Below are 15,082 nucleotides of genomic sequence, written 5' to 3'. Positions count from 1 at the left end.
ACCCCGTTGCGATGACCAGGGGTCCGCTCGCCCTGACCCTCGGCGATCCGGCAGGCGTCGGACCCGAGATCGTGGTGAAGGCCTGGCGGGCGCTGCGCGAAACGGGGCCGGCCTTCTTCGTGGTCGGAGACGCCCAGGCGCTGGCCTCGGCGCCGACGGCCACGGCGGCGATGGTGCGCGCAATCGGCTCGCCCTACGACACCAATGCCGCCTTCGGCGAGGCGCTCCCGGTCCTGGACCTGCCCCTGCGCGCCCCGGTCGTGGCCGGGCGCCCCTCCTCCGCGGCGGCGCCCAGCATCGTCCAGTGGATCGAGACGGCGGTGGGTCTGGCGCTCTCCGGCTCGGTGAGCGGCGTGGTCACCGCGCCGATCGCCAAGGGGCCGCTGTACGACGCCGGGTTCAAGTTCCCCGGCCACACGGAGTTTCTGGGCGAACTGACGGCGGCGGCCTCTTACGACGGCGCGCGTGGGCCGATCATGATGCTGGCGGCGGCGGACCTGAAGGTCACCCTGGTCACGGTGCACGATCCGCTGGCCAGCGTGTCCGGCAAGCTCAGCATTGCGGGCGTGGTCAACGCCGGGCTGGTGACCGCCCAGGCTTTGCGCCGCGACTTCGGCGTGGCCAAGCCGCGGATCGCGGTCTCCGGCCTGAACCCGCACGCCGGCGAGGGCGGCGCGATCGGGCGTGAGGAGATCGAGATCGTGGGGCCGGCGGTGCGCGCCCTCGTCGACCTTGGCGTCGACGCCAAGGGCCCGTACCCCGCCGACACCCTGTTCCCCGCCGAGATGCGCGCCACCTATGACGCAGCGGTCTGCCTCTATCACGACCAGGCGCTGATCCCGGTGAAGATGCTGGACTTCTGGGGCGGGGTGAACGTGACGCTGGGCCTGCCGATCGTGCGGACGTCGCCGGACCACGGCACGGCCTTCGACATCGCCGGCCGCGGGCTGGCGCGGCCCGACAGCCTGATCGCCGCCATCCGCATGGCCGCCGAGATCGCCAAACGCCGGGGCGCATGAGCCTCGCCGACCTGCCCAGCCTGCGCGAGACTCTGGAGCGGCACGGCCTCTGGGCCAAGAAGGCGTTCGGTCAGCACTTCCTGCTCGACCTCAATGTGACGCGGAAGATCGCCCGGCTGGCGGGCGTCGGCGCCGGCGACCACGTCATCGAGGTGGGGCCTGGGCCGGGCGGTCTGACCCGGGCGCTGCTGGAGACCGGCGCGCGGGTGACGGCGGTGGAAAAGGACGAGCGGTTCCGGCCGCTGTTGGATGAGCTTTGTGCGGCAAGTCCCGATCTGAATGTGATTTTCGCCGATGCCCTGAAGGTCGATGAGACCGCGCTGGCGGCGGGCGCGCCGGCGCATCTGATCTCGAACCTGCCCTACAATGTCGGCACGCCGCTGCTCATCAAGTGGCTGACGGGGCCGTGGACGCCCGCCTCACTGACGCTGATGTTCCAACGCGAGGTGGCCGACCGGATCACGCAGGCGCCCGGCGAGGACGCCTACGGCCGGCTGGGCGTGATCGTGCAGGCGACGTGCTCGGCCGAGCGGGTGATGGACGTGCCCGCCCGCGCGTTCACGCCGCCGCCGAAGGTCGACTCCGCCGTGGTGCGCCTGAAGCCCCTGCCCGAGCGCCCGTCGCCCGAGCGCCTCGAAGCGCTGCAGACGATCACCGCGGCCGCGTTCGGACAGCGGCGCAAGATGCTGCGTTCGAGCCTGAAGGTCCTGGGCGGCGAGGCGCTGGTGGAGGCCGCCGGCCTCGACCCGCACGATCGCGCAGAGGTGGTCCCGGTCGCCGGCTTCCTGGCCCTTGCCGACGCCTGGATCGCGCGGCGCTAATGCCCCCGCCGTCCACTGACCGGCTGACGCCGGAGCTCGCCTCGCAGTTCGCCCGCATCGCGCTGGGCCACGTGGAACGCGAGTATCCGCACAAGCTCGACCATGTGCTGGCGAGCCCAGAGGACGTCCGCGGTCCACGCGATCTGCACCCGATCTATTTCGGCAGCTTCGACTGGCACTCCTGCGTCCACGGCTATTGGTTGCTGGCCAGCCTGCTGCGCCTGCAGCCGGACATCCCCGAGGCGGGCGCCATCCGCCTCCTGTTCGACCAGGCTTTCACCCACAGCAAGGTGGGCGGCGAGGTCGACTATCTCGCCCGGCCCTCGGCGCGGGGGTTCGAGCGCCCTTACGGCTGGGCCTGGCTCTTGAAGCTGCAGGCCGAGTTGATGGCTCACGAGACCCCCTGGGCGGCGACGCATCAGCCCCTCGGCGAGGCCTTCTCCCAGCGGTTCCGGGACTTCCTGCCGCTGGCCCCCTACCCGATCCGCACCGGCGTCCACTCCTCGACGGCATTCGCCCTGGCGCTGGCCAGTGACTACGCCGAAGCCGTCCGCGACGGCGACCTGCTGGCGCTGTTCGAGGCCCGCGCCCGCGACTGGCACCTCGCCGACCGCAACGCCCAGGCCTGGGAGCCCTCCGGCGAAGACTTCCTGTCGCCCACCCTGACGACAGCGGTGCTCATGCGCCGGGTGCTTCCGCCCAGCGCGTTCCACGCGTGGTTCGCCGACTACCTGCCGCGGCTGGACGAGGGCAAGCCGCTCAGCCTGTTCACGCCGGCCGTGGTCACCGACCGCACCGACGGCAAGATCGTTCACCTGGACGGCCTGAACCTGTCGCGCGCCTGGTGCTGGCGCGAGATCGCCGCGGCCCTGCCGGCCGACGATCCGGTCCGCGCCACGGCCACCGAGGCCGCGGCGCGCCACCTCGCCGCCAGCCTACCCTACGTGGCCGGCGACTACATGGGCGAGCACTGGCTAGCCTCGTTCGCGCTGCTGGCGCTGACGGCGGGGTAGCCTCAGGCCGTCTCCTTCGCCCGCTCCAGCGCGAAGTCGTCGGGGTTGGGGGCCAGGGTGGCGCGCCAGTAGTCGATCAGGCCGTACGGCCAGTTCTGGCTGACCCGGCCGAACTGGTTCTTGTACCAGGAGGAGACGTTGGGCGAGCCCCAGGCCCAGCCGGCGTTGGCCTCGTCGACGCGGCGGTTGAAGTCGTCGTAGACGGCCTGCTTCGGCTCCATGGCCACCGCCCCGGTCTCGGCCAGCAGCTTCAACGCGCCCACGATGTAGCGGACCGCGCACTCCGAGAAGAAGATGATCGAGCCGTTGACGACGATGTTGGTGTTCGGGCCGTAGATCGTGAACAGGTTCGGGAAGCCGGGGTGGGTCAGGCCCAGGTAGGCGCGCGCATCGCCGCCCCAGCTCTCGTGCAGGTCGCGGCCGCCGCGGCCCTTGACCTTCAGGAACGACAGGAAGTTCGAGGCCTGGAAGCCGGTGCCGTAGATCAGAACGTCGGCGGCATGCTCGGTTCCATCGGCGGTGACGACGCCCATGGGGGTGATCCGCACCACCTTGTCGGTGACCAGGCTGACGTTCGGCCGTTTCAGCGCCGCCAGCCAGACGCCGTTGTCGAGCACGGCGCGCTTGCCGCCGATCGGATAGCTCGGGATCACCTTGTCGACGAGGTCGGGGCGGTCGGTGAGCTGGGCCTCCAGCGCCGCCACCGCGGTCTCGCGCAACTCTGCGTTCTCGGGCCCGATGGTGCTGGGCGGGCCGTTCCACGTGGGGTCGGCCTTCACGTTCGGCAGGAAGCCCTCGGTCGTCGACCAGAACAGCCAGAACCGGTACCACTTGTCGTAGAAGGGCACGTGCTCGAGCGTCCACTTCATGCCCGGCGGCACGTCCTCGTGGTAATGGGCGACCGGCAGGCCCCAGGGGGGATTGCGCTGAAAGACCGTGAGGTGCGCCACGTCCGGCGCGATCTCCGGCACGAACTGGTATGCCGAGGCGCCGGTGCCGATCACCGCCACCCGCTTGCCCTTCAGGTCCACGTCGTGGCGCCACTCGGCGGAGTGGAATGACGGACCAGCGAACGTCTCGCGGCCCTCGATGTCGGGGAAGCGCGGGCGGTTGAGCTGGCCCACGGCGGTGACGACGGCGTTGGCCTCGACGACCTCGCTCCGACCGTCCCGGCTCTTCAGCGTGGCGCGCCAGACCGAGCGGGCGTCGTCCCAGGCCAGGGTCTCGACCATGGTCTCGAAGCGGATCTTCCGGCGAAGGTCGTACTTGTCCACGACGCCCCGGAAGTATTTGAGCAGCACCGGCTGTGGCGAGTAGTGCTGGGGCCAATCATGGCTGGGCTCGAAGGAGTAGCTGTACATGTGGTTGGAGTTGTCCACCCTGCAGCCCGGGTAGGTGTTCTCGAACCAGGTGCCTCCGACGTCGGGGTTCTTGTCGACGATCTCAAACGGGACACCGGCCTCGGCGAGGCGGATGCCGGTCAGGATGCCGGACATGCCGGCGCCGACCACCAGCACCTTCAGCTTGCGCGCGCCCTCGCGCGGCAGGTGATGGGTCGCCTTCGGATCCTTGGTGCTCTCGCCCTTCAGCGCCAGTTCGTCGACCAGGAAGTCGGTGTACTGCTCGGGGATCGATTCGCCGGCGACGAAGTCCATCTGCCGGCGCAGGACGTCGATCGGCGGGTTCGGCATGGCCAGCGGCTTGCCCGCCAGGTGTTCGCGGATCGCCACCGCGGCCAGGCGGCAGATCTCCGCCTGCGCGTCGTCGGGGATGGCGGTGTCGCCCTTGGTCAGCGGCTCGTAGACCGGGCGCCATTCGGGCCGCAGCCAGAAATCGGCATCGCCGGTCATGTGCACCAGTGCGGGCAACAGGGCCGGTACGTGGCACTCCCTCAGAAGCGCCTCAAGGTTCGCGGGGACGTCGGCCATGCTCATTCTGCCTGGGTTAACGTTGATTACCCGGCGAGCATGACTCCGGGCGCGGATCAGCGGAAGCCTTACGTCACGTCGCGCCCTGGGCGGCGTGGATGGCGGTCATCACCTCCGGCGGCAAGGCCAGGTCGGCGGCCGCCAGGTTCTCGCGCAGGTGCTGCGGCCGGTTTGCGCCGAACCCCGCGGCGCGGACGTGCGGATTGGCCAGGACATAGGCCAGCGCCGCCTGGGCGCCGGTCATGCCAGGCAGCCGGTGCAGGAAGCGGAAGCGGCGGCCGCGGGCGAGTTCGTCGCGGTGCTTGGCGAGCGCGCGGGCGACGTACCAGAGGTCCTGTGGTCCCCGCAGGCGCGAGAGCAGCGGCCGGGTGTGGCCCATGGCCAGCGGCATACCGGCGAGGACGCCCTTTCCAGCGGCGGCGGCGCGGGCGATCAGCGCTTCGCGCTCCGGGCGCAGGACGTTGTAGTCGACCATCACCACATCGATGCCCGGAAGGCCGATAGCGTGCTCGACAACCTCGGGGTCGAAGCTGTTCAAACCCACCGCGCGGACCAGGCCGCGGGCCTTGAGGCCGGCGAGGGCCTCGAACATGGCTTCGTCGAGTTCGCCGATCGCCGGGCCGTGGAGCTGCAGCAGGCCCAGCGCCTCGACGCCCAGGTGGCGCAGGCTCCGCTCGGCGCTGGCGACGATGGCGGCGGGGCGCATGTCGCGCCCGATGCGGCCGCGGCCGGCGTGGAACGTGCCGGCCTTGGTCGCGATCACCAGCCCTGAGGTGTCATGGCCCCGCAGCGCCCGGCCCAGGCGCGGCTCCGCCTCGCCCGCCGAATAGCTGGCGCCGGTGTCGAACAGGGTGACGCCACGCTCGATCGCCTCGTGGACGAGGCCCACCGCCGTCCGCTCATCGAAGGCGGGCTTGCCCCACCAGCTTGCGCAACCGAACCCCAGCTCCGAGACCATGAGGCCGGTCCGGCCGAGGCGGCGCCGGCGCACTAGCGCAGCCGCGCCATTTCGCGCGCCACGATCCCGGCGACCTGCTTCCAGGCCCCCGTCGTGGGGATGACCGGGTCGAAGTGGCCAGCGCCCGGGATCGCGAGCGCCTCGCCCACATCCCCGGCCCTGGCGACCCGCGCCACATAGTCCCGGCCGGTGGACGGCGGCATGACGTGGTCCAACTCTCCGGCGACCATCACCACCCGCGCGCCGCTGGGCAGCAGCTTGGCCGGCGAGGTGTCGGCGTAGGCATCCTTGCGGTCCGCGAGGCCGGTGATCCTCGCGATCGGCTCGGCCCCGCAAGCGCCGGCGAAGACGTCGCCCTGCCCTTCCAGGTCGCCGATGCCGCCCAGACTCACCACGGCGCGGATGGACAGGGGATCGGCCCGCCAGAGCGGGCTCGTCCTCGGCAGACGGTGGCGGGCCGCGGCCCAGAGCGCCAGGTGCCCGCCGGCGGAATGGCCGACGGCGATTACGCGGCGCGGATCGAGCGCGTATCTCGGCGCCTCGGCGCGTATCCGGTCGATCGCCGCGGCCACGTCCAGGAAGGTCCCCGGGTAGCCGGCCCCGGCCTCGCCCAACTTGCGGTACTCCACGTTCCAGACCGCGTAGCCGCGCTGGGCCAGGTCGGCGGCGACGCCACTGGTCTGCGCCAAGCCCTGGTTCTGCGCGAGATAGCAGCCGCCGTGGATCAGCACGACGACCGGATGCGGGCCCTTTGACCTCGGGAGGAACAGCTCGATCACCTGAGCCTCCGCAGACCCGTAGGCGAGGCGCGCGTCGGGCCTCACCCGCGGCTGGGCCATGTAGGCCCCGACGCTCGCCGGCTGGGCGCAGGCGGCGGTCTGGGTGGTCAGGGCGCCCATGATCGCGGCGAACCAGCGTCTCATGGCGACTCCTTAGCCGTCAGACGGGGTCGGCTCCAGGGGACACAGCCGTCGCCGTCGGGGCGCTCCGGTGCAACAGCAATTGGCCGAATACCACCCTGACGACGAGGAACACCACGCCGGCCGTGGCGACGAGCGCGGCATGGATCAGCCAGAACTGCGAGGTCGGCATCTTTTCCAGCAGGCCGCCCAGCCATCCGACCAGCGTGTTGCCGGCCCAGAGGTGCAGGTAGTAGAGCCCGACGATCGAGCCGGCGAACGCGGCGGGCGCCGAGCGGGCGTAGAAGGCCAAGCCGACGGGCAGGACGTTGGCGAAGCCGATGTCGTTCAGGATCAGGAACGCCAGCAGCCAGCCGAACCCGACCTTCTCGCCGCTCGCGGCTCCTATGCTGGAGCCCACCGCCAGGCACGCCACGCCCGCTGCGCCGAAGAAACAGCCGATGACGATCTTGCCGATCTCGTCCGGCTCCTTGAACCTCGTCGCCCACCAGCGCCAGAACAGCACCATCAGCGCGATGAAGGTCACCGAGACGATCGAATCCACCGCGATCAGCGTGCCCGCGGGGATTGGCTTGCCGAAGATCACGGGCAGCGCCAGATCCCGGTCCGCCCAGATCAGCAGGGCGTTCTGGATCTGGTTGTTGCCAACCACCGACAGCGCCAACACCGGCAGCAGCAGCAGGAGCAGCACCACCACGGCGACGTCGCGCGAGCTCATCGGCGGTCGCGCGGCCTTCTCCTGGGCGGTGGCGCGGCGGCGACGCGGCGGATCCGGCGGCAGGTGCTTTCGGCCGCGGAGGTAGATGACCAGCGACACCAGCATGCCGAGCCCGGCCGCCCCGAACCCGTAGTGCCAGTCGATCCCCTGCCCCAGGTAGGCCGTCACCGTCGGCCCGAAGATCACTCCGCCGTTGATGCCCAGGTAGTAGATCTGGAAGGCGTCGGCGCGACGGTTGTCCTCGGGGCCGTAGAGACCGCTCACCTGGGTGGCGAGGTTCCCCTTCAGGCAGCCGGAGCCCAGCATCAGGCAGACCAGAGCGCCCAGGAACGAGGCGTCGAACGCCATCAGGAAGTGGCCCGTCGCCATCAGAACGGCGCCCAGGATCACCGTGCGCGTGCGCCCCAGCACCCAGTCGGCCAGCAGGCCGCCGAAGAACGGCGTGAGATAGACCGTGCTCGAGTAGAAGCCGTAGATCGCCGAGGCCAGGGCCACGACGGTCATTGTCTTGCCGCCGCCATAGGTGTGCTCGGCCAGCCAGCGGACACCCTCGAAGCCGACGATGTTCTCCACATGACCCGGGAGCAGCAACTGCTTGGTCATGTAGAGGACCAGGAGCGCGATCATCCCATAGTAGGAAAACCGCTCCCAGGCCTCGGTGAAGGCGATGTAGGCGAGGCCCTTGGGGTGGCCGAGGAACCAGCGATCGTTGCGCTCAGCGGTTGCGGCGTCGCTCATACGATTGCTCCGTATAGCCCGCGGCCAGGGCCCAGACTCCGGCGAAGGGATGGTGGTGGGCGGCGAGGGATTCGAACCCCCGACCCCCTCGGTGTAAACGAGGTGCTCTAACCAGCTGAGCTAGCCGCCCGCGCGCGTCTGCTTCTAGACCAGCCGCCACGCCGCCAAAAGCACCCACGCGCCGATCAAGCCGAAGATCGTCGCGGCCACGATGCGCACCACGCGGAGCGGGACCACCTTGGTCGCCGCCTCACCCAGGAGCACCGCCGGCGCGTTGGCGATCATCATGCCGAGGGTCGTCCCCGCCGCGACCACGATGATGCTGTCGAAGCGGGCGGCCAACAGTGTCGTGGCGATCTGCGTCTTGTCGCCGATCTCCACCAGGAAGAAGGTGACCAGCGTGGTCAGGAAGACGCCGCCAGCCGTGCGCGAACCGGCGTTGTCGTCGTCCTTGTCCGGAATGAGCGCCCACAGCGCCATGGCGATGAAACCTGCGCCGACAGCGGTCTGGAACCACGGCCCACTGAGAAAACGCGCGATCAGGACCCCGAGGCCGGCCGCCAAGGTGTGGTTGAGCAGCGTCGCGACGAGGATGCCCAGGAGGATCGGCGCCGGCCGGCGAAATCGCGCGGCCAGCACGATGGCCAGCAGCTGGGTCTTGTCGCCGATCTCAGCGATCGCGACGAGTCCGGCGGATATGAGCAGGGCTTCCATGGAACTCACTCGGGACGCGGCCTGCGAGACGACGACGCGAGGCCTCCGCCGCGCCCGTGGGCTATGGAGGCCGCATCGCCGGTCTCGCCAATCCGGACCTTACGGTCCGCCGCACGCGCCATGCCCCTGAGGGGCAAGTCTGTTGACGCGGGCTCCGCTGTCGCGCGGACGGCTACTCCCCGAAGAAGGCGGCTACGTAGCGCTCGCGGGGGCGGCCCGCAAACGAAAAGGGCGGCGGCCCCCCGGCCCCGCCCTTTTCTTCCTCTTCCGTCTTCCCGTCAGCTGTTCAGCGTGCTCTTCAGCGCGTCGCCTACGCGAAAACGACAGGTCTGGGTGGCGGGCCGCTTCACCTTCTCACCGGTGCGCGGGTTGCGCGCCATGCCGGCGGCGCGCTTGACCGGGACGAAGCTTCCGAAGCCCACCAGGCGGACCTCCTTGCCGGCCCGCAGCGACGTAGAGACCGAGGCGATGAAGGCGTCCAGCGCCTCCTTGGCCTTGGCCTTGTTGAGCCCCGCCTTGTCAGCAATCTCCGAGACCAGTTCGGCCTTGGTCATATGCGTCTTCTCCCAGGCCCAATTTTGTTTTGGCGTGGCAGGTCTTGGGCCGCGCCCGCCTACGCCTTGCTTTATTTCAGGCATGACAAAGCGTGGCCGTCAAACGGCTGCGGCGCGGGACTTCTCCCGCGCCGCCCGTCTGTTACCGATTTTGATCGCGCCGCACGCTCGCGCGGCGCTGATCGCTAGTGGGTGAGCATCGCGTCGGACCCGTCGTCCTCGACCAGCGGCACCGCGACCGGAGTGGGCTCTGTCCATTCGATGGCCACCGGCGCGCGGGTGAGCGCCCGGGCCAGGACGTCGTCCATGGTGTTGACCGTGATGATCTCGATCGCCGACTTCACGTTGTCCGGGATATCGGCCAGATCCTTCTCGTTCTCCTCCGGGATCAGCACCGTCTTGACCCCTGAGCGGAGGGCCGCGAGCAGCTTCTCCTTCAGGCCGCCGATGGCGGTGACCCGCCCACGCAGGGTGACCTCGCCGGTCATGGCGATGTCGGCGCGGATCGGGATTCCGGTCAGCACCGAGACGATGGCGGTGGCCATCGCCGCGCCGGCGGACGGACCGTCCTTGGGCGTGGCGCCGTCCGGCACGTGGATGTGCACGTCGGTGCGTTCGAAGGACGGCGGCTCGATGCCGAACTTGGTGGCCCGGCTGCGGACGTAGCTGTTCGCCGCGGCGATGGACTCCTTCATCACGTCCTTCAGGTTGCCCGTGATGGACATGCGGCCCTTGCCCGGCATCTTGACCGCCTCGATGGTCAGGATGTCGCCGCCGAAGTCGGTGTACGCGAGGCCGGTGATGATGCCGACCGCGTCCTCCTTGTCGGTCTCGCCGTAGCGGTACTTCTTGACGCCCGCGTACTTCTCCAGCCGCGCCTCATCGATGGTGATCGTCAGCTGCTTCTCGCGCATGATGTCGCGGACCGCCTTGCGCGCCAGGTTGCCCAGTTCGCGCTCGAGGCTGCGAACCCCGGCTTCCCGCGTGTAGTAGCGGATCAGCCCGCGGATCGAGGCCTCCGGCACCACGAACTCTTCCGGCGTCAGGCCGTGGTCCTTGGTGACCTTCGGCAGGATGTGCCGCAGGGCGATCTGGACCTTCTCGTCCTCGGTGTAGCCGGGGATCCGGATGATCTCCATCCGGTCCAGCAGCGGCTGAGGCATGTTCAGGCTGTTGGCCGTGGTGACGAACATCACCGGCGAGAGGTCGTAGTCCACCTCCAGGTAGTGATCGCCGAACGTCGAGTTCTGCGCCGGATCCAGCACCTCGAGCAGGGCCGAGGACGGGTCGCCGCGCCAGTCGGAGCCCATCTTGTCGATCTCGTCCAACAGGAAGAAGGCGTTGGTCGACTTGGCCTTCTTCATCGACTGGATGATCTTGCCGGGCATGGAGCCGATGTAGGTGCGCCGGTGGCCGCGGATCTCGGCCTCGTCGCGCACGCCGCCCAGGGAGACGCGCACGAATTCGCGCTGCGTCGCCTTGGCGATCGACTTGCCCAGCGAGGTCTTGCCGACGCCGGGCGGTCCCACGAGGCAGAGGATCGGACCCTTGAGGGCGCCCACGCGGCTTTGCACCGCCAGGTACTCCAGGATCCGCTCCTTGACCTTCTCCAGCCCGTAGTGATCGGCCTCGAGGATGTCCTCGGCGGCCTGCAGGTCGATGGGCTTCATCTTGCCCTTGCCCCACGGGATCGACAGCAGCCAGTCCAGGTAGTTCCGGACGACCGACGATTCCGCCGACATCGGGCTCATGTTGCGCAGCTTCTTCAGCTCGGCTTCCGCCTTGGTGCGGGCCTCCTTGGAGAGCTTGGTCTTCTTGATCCGCTTCTCGAGCTCGATCAGCTCGTCGCGGTGGTCGTCCTGTTCGCCCAGCTCGCGCTGGATCGCCTTCATCTGTTCGTTCAGGTAGTACTCGCGCTGGGTCTTCTCCATCTGCCGCTTCACGCGGTTGCGGATCTTCTTCTCGGTCTGCATGACCGAGATCTCGCCCTCCATCAGGGCGTAGACCTTCTCCAGGCGCTTCACGACGTTGAAGACTTCGAGCAGCTGCTGCTTCTCGGCGATCTTGACCGAGAGGTGGCCAGCGATGCGGTCGGCAAGCTCCGATGGGTTGTCGATCTGCGGGATCGCCGCGAGCGCTTCCGGCGGGACCTTCTTGTTCAGCTTCACATAGTTTTCGAACTGCTCAACCACCGCGCGCGAAAGGGCCTCGGCCTCGGGCGAACCCGTGCCAGTCTCCTGCACCATGGCGATCTCGGCTTCGTAGTAGTCGCCGGAGGCGGTGAACTTGGTGATGCCGGCGCGCGCCTTGCCCTCGACCAGCACCTTCACGGTGCCGTCGGGCAGCTTCAGGAGCTGCAGGATGGTGGCGACCACGCCGACGTCATAGATGGCGTTCGGCGACGGATCGTCGTCGTCCTTGTCCTTCTGCGTGGCCAGCAGGATCTGCTTGCCCTCGGCGCGCATGGCTTCCTCGAGGGCGCGGACGGACTTCTCGCGGCCGACGAACAGGGGAACCGGCTGATGCGGAAAGACCACGATATCCCGCAAGGGCAGGATGGGGAGAATCTTGATCTCGGACATGATGCTCTAAACTCCTGGCTGGCCTGTTGGTCCCAGGCCTAGCCTTCCCGAATCGTGGTCACTCAAACGATGCGCTTGAGTCGGACGACCCGTCCCGCCGCACCACGGCGGGTGTCTCCATGATTTATGTGGACGGTTTCGATCGCCTTACAAGCGACACAAGACCTGTACGCGACACTGCGTCTCATCAGCTCCAGCTACGTTGGCTCAAGCGGAGAAGACGCGGAAGGTCACGCAACGGCCCTGTCCGGCCACGACTGCCCAGATAGGAAATCTATCCGTTCGTCTCAAGGGTGTCGCCGCGGCGCCCGCATGGACTAAGCTCGACCGCGACCGCGACCTGCCGGAGAGACCGATGCGCCATCTGACGCTCGCAGCTTTCGCCGCCGCCCTCCTCGCCGCACCGCTAGCGGCGGCGGCCACCCTGCCCCAGCCCATCGCCGCGGCCGCCGCCAGCCCAGCCCGGGGGACCGACGCCAGGGCCGATTTTCGTCGCAAGGGACCGGAATTGCTGGCTTTCGCTGAGGTGAAACCCGGCCAGAAGGTCTATGACCTGATCCCCGGCAGCGGCTATTTCACCCGCCTGTTCAGCCTCACCGTCGGCCCCTCGGGCAGGGTCTACGCCGTGTGGCCGCAGGAGTACGACAAGGTCAGCCAGCCGAACTCGCCCACCCTTCGCAAGATGGCGGCCAAGGCGCCCTTCACCAACGTGCGGGTCATGGTGCAGCCGGCCCGGGCCTTCAGCGCCCCTGAGCCCCTGGACCTGGTGTTCACCTCGCAGAACTACCACGACTATCCCGACAGGTTCATGGGCCCGGCGGACCTGGCCTTGCTCAACAGGCAGGTGTTCGCCGCGCTGAAGCCGGGCGGCCTCTTCGTCATCGTGGATCACCGCGGCCGGCCCGGGACGGGAACCAGGGAGACCGACACCCTGCACCGAATCGACATCGCCGCGGTGAAGGCCCAGGTGACGGCCGCCGGGTTCAAGCTCGTCGGCGAGTCGAAGCTGCTCTCGAACCCCAAGGACCCGATGACCAAGGAGGTCTTCGACAAGTCGATCCGCGGGAACACGGACCAGTTCATCCTGAAGTTCAGGAAGCCGAAGTAGCCCGCTACTTCGCGATCTCGATGGTCGCCACCGCCAGGTAGCCGCCGGCCTTGTAGTGGCAGTAGCCGGTGTCGGCCGCGGTCACGGTGGCGGGCAGGTTCGAGCACGCTCCGCCCACCGTGCCGACCACAGTCGCCAACTTGGGCCCCTGAGGCGCCGCGTCGAGGCGCTTCCTCGGCAGATAGAGACCCAGGCGGCGGTTATCGAGCAGCGGGATCGAGAGCGCGTCCGGGACGGCCGCCTCGGAGCGCGTCGGGTAGAAGCCGATGTCGCGCCACCAGCCCTCCAGCTTCACGCACTTGCCCGCGAAGGCCGCAGGGTCGGCGGCGACGTCGCCGGGCTCGGCAGGCTTGGCCGTGCGCGCGTTGCAGTCCTTGGCAGGCGTGACGTCGAGCGTCTGCGCCCCCGCAGGCCCGGCAAATGCTGACGCCAGAAATACCGCCGCAAGGAGAGCCGCGGCGGCGCGCACGATCAGGCCGCGCCGCCCTTGTCGCGGCGCTCGGCGTAGATGATCAGCGGCTGGGCGCGCCCCTCGATGACCTCGGCGTTGACCACCACTTCCTCGACGCCGTCGTAGGTGGGCAGCTCGTACATGGTGTCGAGCAGGACGCCTTCGAGGATCGAACGCAGACCGCGCGCGCCGGTCTTGCGCAGGATCGCCTTGCGGGCGACTGCGTTCAGGGCGTCGTCGGTGAACGTCAGGCCGACGTTCTCCATCTCGAACAGGCGCTGGTACTGCTTTACGAAGGCGTTCTTCGGCTCGGTGAGGATCTTCACCAGGGCCTTCTCGTCCAGGTCATCGAGTGTGGCGATCACCGGCAGGCGGCCGACGAATTCCGGAATCAGGCCGAAGCGGAGCAGGTCGTCCGGCTCCACCTGGCGGAACACTTCCCCGGTGCGGCGGTCGTCAGGATCGGAGACCTTGGCGCCGAAGCCGACGCTGGTGCCCTGCCCGCGCGCGGAGATGATCTTCTCCAGACCCGCGAACGCCCCGCCGCAGATGAACAGGATGTTGGTGGTGTCGACCTGCAGGAACTCCTGCTGCGGATGCTTGCGCCCGCCCTGGGGCGGCACGGAGGCCACGGTGCCTTCCATGATCTTCAGCAGCGCCTGCTGCACGCCCTCGCCCGACACGTCGCGCGTGATCGACGGGTTGTCGGACTTGCGGCTGATCTTGTCGACTTCGTCGATGTAGACGATGCCGCGCTGCGCCCGCTCGACGTTGTAGTCGGCGGCCTGCAGCAGCTTCAGAATGATGTTTTCGACGTCCTCGCCGACGTAACCGGCTTCGGTCAGCGTCGTCGCATCCGCCATCGTGAACGGCACGTCGATGATGCGCGCCAGCGTCTGCGCGAGCAGCGTCTTGCCCGAGCCGGTCGGCCCGACCAGCATGATGTTCGACTTCGCGATCTCGATCTCGTTGTTCTTCCCGCCATGAGCGAGGCGCTTGTAGTGGTTGTGCACCGCGACCGAGAGGACGCGCTTCGCCTGGTCCTGGCCGATGACGTAGTCGTCGAGGACGTTGCAGATGTCGCGCGGCGTCGGCACGCCGTCGCGCGACTTCACCAGCGTGGTCTTGTGCTCCTCGCGGATGATGTCCATGCACAGCTCGACGCACTCGTCGCAGATGAACACGGTGGGACCCGCGATCAGCTTGCGCACCTCATGCTGGCTCTTGCCGCAGAAAGAGCAGTAGAGCGTGTTCTTGGAGTCTCCGCCGCCGGGCTTGTTCATCGGTGTTCCGCCTGTGTTCCTGCAAAGGGCGCGCGCCGTCGCGCAACGATCATCGAATCACGATCACTCTAGACCCCGCGAACGCGCTGCGACAACGGATAAGCTGTCGCGCGAACGTCGCGAGAACATCGCAGATAGATCGTGGTTAGCCGCGGCCCATCGGGCCGCCGGTGATGACTTCAATCGCGTCCAGGCGGCCTCAGGCCGCCTTCACGTCCTCTGGGCGCGGCGGGCGGCTGGTCACCACCTCGTCGATGATGCCGAACGCCTTGGCA

The 15,082-nt window shown here is 68.7% G+C and carries 13 protein-coding genes, 1 tRNA gene and 1 riboswitch; of the genes, 4 read left to right on the top strand and 10 right to left on the bottom strand.

Going from position 1 to position 15,082, the window contains the following annotated elements:
* Positions 1-11 precede the first annotated feature (11 nt).
* From pdxA to QZV94_RS06980, 3 genes are read left to right on the top strand one after another with little or no spacing between them, the layout of a single operon-like run.
* Positions 12-1,019 carry a 4-hydroxythreonine-4-phosphate dehydrogenase PdxA gene (gene pdxA / locus QZV94_RS06990; RefSeq protein WP_293677090.1) on the top strand — a complete coding sequence of 336 codons (1,008 nt, stop codon included), beginning with the start codon at positions 12-14 and terminating at the stop codon, positions 1,017-1,019.
* The gene (gene rsmA / locus QZV94_RS06985) at positions 1,016-1,840 is read left to right on the top strand and encodes a 16S rRNA (adenine(1518)-N(6)/adenine(1519)-N(6))-dimethyltransferase RsmA (protein ID WP_293677089.1); all 825 of its coding nucleotides are present in this window, start codon (positions 1,016-1,018) and stop codon (positions 1,838-1,840) included. Before pdxA ends, rsmA begins: the two co-directional genes overlap by 4 nt.
* Positions 1,840-2,853, top strand: coding sequence for a DUF2891 domain-containing protein (locus QZV94_RS06980; protein WP_293677088.1), 1,014 nt, complete (start codon positions 1,840-1,842; stop codon positions 2,851-2,853). The genes rsmA and QZV94_RS06980 overlap by 1 nt, the downstream gene beginning before the upstream one ends.
* A gap of 2 nt (positions 2,854-2,855) precedes the next feature.
* Here the strand turns inward: QZV94_RS06980 and QZV94_RS06975 are convergent, their stop codons facing one another.
* The 8 genes from QZV94_RS06975 to lon all read right to left on the bottom strand — a co-directional run bounded on the left by QZV94_RS06975 (position 2,856) and on the right by lon (position 11,965).
* Positions 2,856-4,781, bottom strand: coding sequence for an NAD(P)-binding domain-containing protein (locus QZV94_RS06975; RefSeq protein WP_293677087.1), 1,926 nt, complete (start codon positions 4,779-4,781; stop codon positions 2,856-2,858).
* A 73-nt stretch (positions 4,782-4,854) separates the two neighbouring features.
* On the bottom strand, positions 4,855-5,739 hold the full coding sequence (locus tag QZV94_RS06970) for an aldo/keto reductase (protein ID WP_293677086.1): 885 nt from the start codon (positions 5,737-5,739) through the stop codon (positions 4,855-4,857).
* A 32-nt stretch (positions 5,740-5,771) separates the two neighbouring features.
* Positions 5,772-6,662 carry an alpha/beta hydrolase gene (locus tag QZV94_RS06965; protein ID WP_293677085.1) on the bottom strand — a complete coding sequence of 297 codons (891 nt, stop codon included), beginning with the start codon at positions 6,660-6,662 and terminating at the stop codon, positions 5,772-5,774.
* Positions 6,663-6,678: 16 nt separating this feature from the next.
* Positions 6,679-8,115, bottom strand: coding sequence for a peptide MFS transporter (locus QZV94_RS06960; protein WP_293677084.1), 1,437 nt, complete (start codon positions 8,113-8,115; stop codon positions 6,679-6,681).
* Between the two features lie 53 nt (positions 8,116-8,168).
* Positions 8,169-8,245 (bottom strand) — tRNA-Val (locus QZV94_RS06955).
* Positions 8,246-8,259: 14 nt separating this feature from the next.
* A complete protein-coding gene (locus tag QZV94_RS06950) occupies positions 8,260-8,829 on the bottom strand; it encodes a TMEM165/GDT1 family protein (RefSeq protein ID WP_293677083.1) in 570 nt (189 codons plus the stop codon).
* A gap of 90 nt (positions 8,830-8,919) precedes the next feature.
* A riboswitch (yybP-ykoY riboswitch) is annotated at positions 8,920-9,022 on the bottom strand.
* Positions 9,023-9,107: 85 nt separating this feature from the next.
* Positions 9,108-9,383, bottom strand: a complete 276-nt coding sequence (locus QZV94_RS06945; protein ID WP_293677082.1) for an HU family DNA-binding protein — start codon at positions 9,381-9,383, stop codon at positions 9,108-9,110.
* Positions 9,384-9,568: 185 nt separating this feature from the next.
* Positions 9,569-11,965 carry an endopeptidase La gene (gene lon, locus QZV94_RS06940; RefSeq protein WP_293677081.1) on the bottom strand — a complete coding sequence of 799 codons (2,397 nt, stop codon included), beginning with the start codon at positions 11,963-11,965 and terminating at the stop codon, positions 9,569-9,571.
* A 355-nt stretch (positions 11,966-12,320) separates the two neighbouring features.
* On the opposite strand from lon, the gene QZV94_RS06935 reads away from it, so the two are divergent.
* Positions 12,321-13,073 carry a methyltransferase gene (locus QZV94_RS06935; RefSeq protein WP_293677080.1) on the top strand — a complete coding sequence of 251 codons (753 nt, stop codon included), beginning with the start codon at positions 12,321-12,323 and terminating at the stop codon, positions 13,071-13,073.
* A gap of 4 nt (positions 13,074-13,077) precedes the next feature.
* Here the strand turns inward: QZV94_RS06935 and QZV94_RS06930 are convergent, their stop codons facing one another.
* Positions 13,078-13,542 carry a hypothetical protein gene (locus QZV94_RS06930; RefSeq protein WP_293677079.1) on the bottom strand — a complete coding sequence of 155 codons (465 nt, stop codon included), beginning with the start codon at positions 13,540-13,542 and terminating at the stop codon, positions 13,078-13,080.
* 2 nt (positions 13,543-13,544) lie between these two features.
* Complete coding sequence (clpX, locus tag QZV94_RS06925; RefSeq protein WP_293677078.1) at positions 13,545-14,807, bottom strand: ATP-dependent Clp protease ATP-binding subunit ClpX; 1,263 nt, start codon at positions 14,805-14,807, stop codon at positions 13,545-13,547.
* Positions 14,808-15,082 lie beyond the last annotated feature (275 nt).

The sequence above is a fragment of the uncultured Phenylobacterium sp. genome (assembly GCF_902826855.1).
Classification (GTDB): Bacteria; Pseudomonadota; Alphaproteobacteria; order Caulobacterales; family Caulobacteraceae; genus Phenylobacterium.
Note: the sequence above shows the minus strand (reverse complement) of the source record. Positions and strands in the feature narration are given on the sequence as shown.

Coding starts and splice junctions, on each gene's coding strand:
- QZV94_RS06950 (WP_293677083.1), bottom strand. CDS start 8,829: ATGGAAGCCCTGCTCATATCCGCCGGACTCGTCGCGATCGCTGAGATC.
- lon (WP_293677081.1), bottom strand. CDS start 11,965: ATGTCCGAGATCAAGATTCTCCCCATCCTGCCCTTGCGGGATATCGTG.
- QZV94_RS06960 (WP_293677084.1), bottom strand. CDS start 8,115: ATGAGCGACGCCGCAACCGCTGAGCGCAACGATCGCTGGTTCCTCGGC.
- QZV94_RS06975 (WP_293677087.1), bottom strand. CDS start 4,781: ATGGCCGACGTCCCCGCGAACCTTGAGGCGCTTCTGAGGGAGTGCCAC.
- QZV94_RS06965 (WP_293677085.1), bottom strand. CDS start 6,662: ATGAGACGCTGGTTCGCCGCGATCATGGGCGCCCTGACCACCCAGACC.
- QZV94_RS06935 (WP_293677080.1), top strand. CDS start 12,321: ATGCGCCATCTGACGCTCGCAGCTTTCGCCGCCGCCCTCCTCGCCGCA.
- QZV94_RS06945 (WP_293677082.1), bottom strand. CDS start 9,383: ATGACCAAGGCCGAACTGGTCTCGGAGATTGCTGACAAGGCGGGGCTC.
- QZV94_RS06970 (WP_293677086.1), bottom strand. CDS start 5,739: ATGGTCTCGGAGCTGGGGTTCGGTTGCGCAAGCTGGTGGGGCAAGCCC.
- rsmA (WP_293677089.1), top strand. CDS start 1,016: ATGAGCCTCGCCGACCTGCCCAGCCTGCGCGAGACTCTGGAGCGGCAC.
- clpX (WP_293677078.1), bottom strand. CDS start 14,807: ATGAACAAGCCCGGCGGCGGAGACTCCAAGAACACGCTCTACTGCTCT.
- pdxA (WP_293677090.1), top strand. CDS start 12: ATGACCAGGGGTCCGCTCGCCCTGACCCTCGGCGATCCGGCAGGCGTC.
- QZV94_RS06980 (WP_293677088.1), top strand. CDS start 1,840: ATGCCCCCGCCGTCCACTGACCGGCTGACGCCGGAGCTCGCCTCGCAG.